At 68.0% G+C, this 4,056-nt stretch carries 4 protein-coding genes and 1 pseudogene; all 5 read right to left on the bottom strand.

Annotation, left to right across the window (positions count from 1 at the left end; all coding sequences use genetic code 11):
* A partial coding sequence (locus P3W97_RS10910) for a UDP-3-O-acyl-N-acetylglucosamine deacetylase (protein WP_300846654.1) occupies positions 1–470 on the bottom strand: 470 nt, incomplete at its 3' end.
* A gap of 23 nt (positions 471–493) precedes the next feature.
* The gene (gene ftsZ / locus P3W97_RS10905) at positions 494–1,744 is read right to left on the bottom strand and encodes a cell division protein FtsZ (protein WP_300846652.1); all 1,251 of its coding nucleotides are present in this window, start codon (positions 1,742–1,744) and stop codon (positions 494–496) included.
* Between the two features lie 29 nt (positions 1,745–1,773).
* On the bottom strand, positions 1,774–3,003 hold the full coding sequence (gene ftsA, locus P3W97_RS10900) for a cell division protein FtsA (protein WP_300846650.1): 1,230 nt from the start codon (positions 3,001–3,003) through the stop codon (positions 1,774–1,776).
* Positions 3,004–3,010: 7 nt separating this feature from the next.
* On the bottom strand, positions 3,011–3,856 hold the full coding sequence (locus P3W97_RS10895; RefSeq protein ID WP_300846648.1) for a cell division protein FtsQ/DivIB: 846 nt from the start codon (positions 3,854–3,856) through the stop codon (positions 3,011–3,013).
* Between the two features lies 1 nt (position 3,857).
* Positions 3,858–4,056 (bottom strand): annotated as a pseudogene (locus P3W97_RS10890) (D-alanine--D-alanine ligase); the annotation flags it as partial.

Below are 4,056 nucleotides of genomic sequence, written 5' to 3'. Positions count from 1 at the left end.
TTGAAGCCGTGGTAAGGCTCCAGCCGGGCCCACTTGAGGGTGCGGCCCTCGCCCTCGCGCACCTCGACCGGGCGCTTGACCCGCAGGAAACGCCGCGGCGCGCGCTGGGTCTCGATCCCGGCGCTTTGCAGCAGATAGACGAATGACGCCGCAGAGCCGTCGAGGATGGGGACTTCTTCGGCGGTGATATCGACGATCAGGTTATCGATGCCCAGCCCCGCACACGCGCTCATCAGATGCTCGACGGTGTGCACCCGCACACCGTTGCACGACAGGGTGGAGGCCAGCCGCGTGTCGGATACGGCCGTGGCACTGGCGGGGATGTCGACCGGCTCGGCCAGATCGACACGGCGAAAGACGATGCCCGTATCGGGCGCCGCCGGGCGCAGCGTGAGCTCGACCCGCTCGCCGCTGTGCAGGCCCACGCCCACGGCACGCGTCAGGGTCTTCAAGGTCCGTTGCGCAATCATGGGGTGAGATTGTAGGCCGTCGGTCAATCGGCCTGCTTGCGCAGGAAAGCCGGGATCTCGAAGTCATCCATGCCGCTGGAGGCCAGCGCCTCCACGCGCGAGGCCGCGCTGCCTGGGTTGTTGCGGCCGTTGATCCACACTCGCGGCACATTGGGATGCAAGCCGGCCCCGCCGACGGCGGCCCCGGTGCTGGTCGCCGTCCCGCTGCCCCCTACGGGCTGGTTGAGCGTTGGGATGAAGGGCTTGTTGTCGGTGCCGGTGCGCAGACCCTGCTGCGGCTGGGACTGCACCACCGTCAGCGGCTGGCGCTGGCCGTTGCGGTTCAGGCCAGTGGCCACCACGGTCACCCGCAGCGCATCGCCCAGCGACTCGTCGTAAGCGGTACCGTAGATGACGTGCGCGTCCGGGGCGGCAAAGGCCCGGATGGTGTTCATCGCCAGCTTCGACTCGGACAGCTTGAGCGAACCTTTGGCCGCACTGATGAGTACCAACACGCCTTTGGCTCCGCGCATATCGACGCCCTCGAGCAGCGGGCAAGCCACGGCCTGCTCGGCGGCGATGCGCGCACGGTCTGGGCCGCTGGCCACGGCGGTGCCCATCATCGCCTTGCCCGGCTCGCCCATGACAGTGCGCACATCCTCGAAGTCGACGTTGACCAGCGCCTCGACATTGATGATCTCGGCGATGCCGCCGACCGCGTTCTTCAGCACGTCGTTGGCGGCGGCAAAGGCCTCGTCCTGCGTGACATCCTCGCCCAGCTCCTCGTGCAGCTTGTCGTTGAGCACGACGATGAGCGAATCGACGTTTTGCTCCAGTTCGCTCAAGCCTTCCTCGGCATTGGCCATGCGCCGTCCGCCCTCCCAGTCGAAGGGCTTGGTGACCACGCCCACGGTGAGGATGCCCATTTCCTTGGCCATCTTGGCGATGACCGGCGCCGCACCGGTGCCGGTGCCACCGCCCATGCCGGCGGTGATGAACAGCATGTGCGCCCCTTCGAGAGACTCGCGGATGTCCGCCTCGGCCATCAGCGCCGCCTCGCGGCCCTTGTCTGGCTTGCTGCCGGCGCCCAGCCCGGTGCGGCCGAGTTGAATCAGCCGGTGTGCGGACGAGCGCGCCAGGGCCTGCGCGTCGGTGTTGGCGCAGATGAATTCCACGCCCTGCACGCGGCTTTGAATCATGTGTTCGACCGCGTTGCTGCCACCGCCGCCGACGCCGATCACCTTGATCTGCGTGCCCCGGTTGAACTCTTCGACCTCGATCATTTCGATGCTCATGGAACGCTCCTTGCCTAACCTCAGAAATCTCAGAAATTGCCGACAAACCACTCTTTGACGCGGGACAGCAGGCTCCCGACCGAGCCCGCTTTTTGCGCCACCTTCTGCCCGCGCAGGCGCGCCAGGCGCGCCTCCTCGAGCAAACCCATCACCGTGGCCGCGCGCGGCTGCGCGACCATGTCGCCCAAGGCGCCGGCGTACTTGGGCACGCCGCGCCGCACGGGCTTGAGAAAAATATCCTCGCCCAGCTCGACCATCCCGGGCATGACGGCGCTGCCGCCGGTCAGCACGATGCCGCTGGAGAGCAGCTCCTCGCAGCCGGACTCGCGGATGACCTGCTGCACCAGCGCGAAGATCTCTTCCACCCGTGGCTCGATGACGCCCGCGAGCGCCTGGCGGCTCAACAGGCGCGGGCCGCGGTCGCCGATGCCAGGCACCTCGACCTGCTGGTCGGGGTCGGCCAGCAATTGCTTGGCGCAGCCGCTGTCCACCTTGATGTCCTCGGCATCCTTGGTGGGCGTGCGCAGCGCCATCGCGATGTCGTTGGTGATCAGGTCGCCAGCGATGGGGATGGCGGCGGTATGGCGGATCGCGCCGCCAGCAAAGATGGCCACATCAGTCGTGCCTGCGCCGATGTCCACCAGCGCCACACCCAGCTCCTTTTCGTCGTCGGTGAGCACCGCCTGCGCCGCCGCCAGCGGATTGAGCATGAGCTGGTCCACCTCCAACCCACAGCGGCGCACGCATTTGAGGATGTTCTCCGCCGCGCTCTGCGCGCCGGTGACGAGGTGCACCTTGGCCTCCAAGCGCACGCCACTCATGCCGATCGGCTCTTTGACCTCCTGGCCGTCGATGATGAACTCCTGCGGCTCCACCAGCAGCAGGCGCTGGTCGGTGGAAATATTGATCGCTTTGGCCGTCTCGATCACCCGCGCCACGTCTGCGGGACTGACCTCGCGGTCCTTGATCGCCACCATGCCCTGCGAGTTGATGCCGCGAATATGGCTGCCGGTGATGCCGGTGTAGACGCGAGCGATGCGGCAGTCGGCCATCAGCTCCGCCTCCTTGAGGGCTTGCTGGATGCTGGCGACCGTCGCGTCGATGTTGACGACCACGCCGCGCTTGAGGCCGTTGCTCGGCGCCACACCCAGCCCGGCGAGCTTGAGGTCGCCGCCGGGCATGACCTCGGCGACCACCGCCATGATCTTGGCGGTGCCGATGTCGAGTCCGACCACGATGTCCTTGTATTCCTTGGCCATGATGCGTTCAGCGAGAGGGGTTGCGAGACAAAGACGACGCCGGCGCATGAGCGGGCGGGGTCGCCGCAGGCCGGTCGGCCGGGGTGCCGGTTTGGGTGGTCACGCCGCGCAGCTGCAGCGCGTAACCGTTGGGATAGCGCAAATCGGCGCTGACGATGTCGCGCGGCCCGTAGCGGGCCCGCAGCGCGGGCAGTGTGGTGACGAAGCGTTGCATGCGCGCCAGCGCCTCGGCGTCGCTGCGGCCCAGCTCGATCGGCGCCCCGCTGTCGAGCGTCAACTGCCAACTGCCCCGGCTGGACAACTCCAGCCGCCCAATGTCGCGGCCCAAGCGTTCCACCAACGGTTGCAGCCGGCGGTACATGGCTACCACCGCTTCGGCTTCGCCAGCCGGGCCGTGCAGCGTACTCCAGTGCTCGGCGGCCGAGTCGTCGGGGTCGGCCTCGAACACCTCGCCGCGTACACTGACCAGACGGCCGCCCCCCGGCTCTCCCCACCAGGCCAGCGGCTCGTGCTCGCGCAGGGTCACACGCAAGCGGTTGGGAAACTGCCGTTGCACCACCGCCTCGCGAACCCAGGGCAGGGCCTCGAAACGCTCGCGCGCGGCCGCCAAGTCCAAGGTCAGGAAGGTACCGCGCAGGTGCGGCACGACCAGCGCCCGCACGGTCACGGCATTTTGGTGCTCGACCTCGCCACGCAGCTCGATGCCCTGCAAGGTCCACAGTGGATGCCGCGCGACCCAGAGTCCCCCTGCCGCGACCGCGGCCAAGCCGGCGAGCGCAAACAGCGCTGCGGCGACGGCATTCATGATGCGCACATCGCTCGGCATGGGTGTGGGAACAGCGCGGGCGGCCATGTCAGCATTCCTCTTTGGCGCCAGCGGCAGCGGGCAGCGGGTTGTCCAACGCAGCGTCCGCCAGCAGCCGCAGGCACAGCGCGCCGTAGTCCAAGCCGGCTGCACGGGCCGACATCGGCACGAGCGAGTGACCCGTCATCCCGGGGGAGGTGTTGATCTCCAGCAGATACGCGCGGCGCGTGACGGCATCGATCATCACA

The sequence above is a fragment of the Tepidimonas sp. genome (genome assembly GCF_029335975.1).
Classification (GTDB): Bacteria; Pseudomonadota; Gammaproteobacteria; order Burkholderiales; family Burkholderiaceae_C; genus Tepidimonas.
This window is presented reverse-complemented; position numbering and strand designations above follow the sequence as displayed.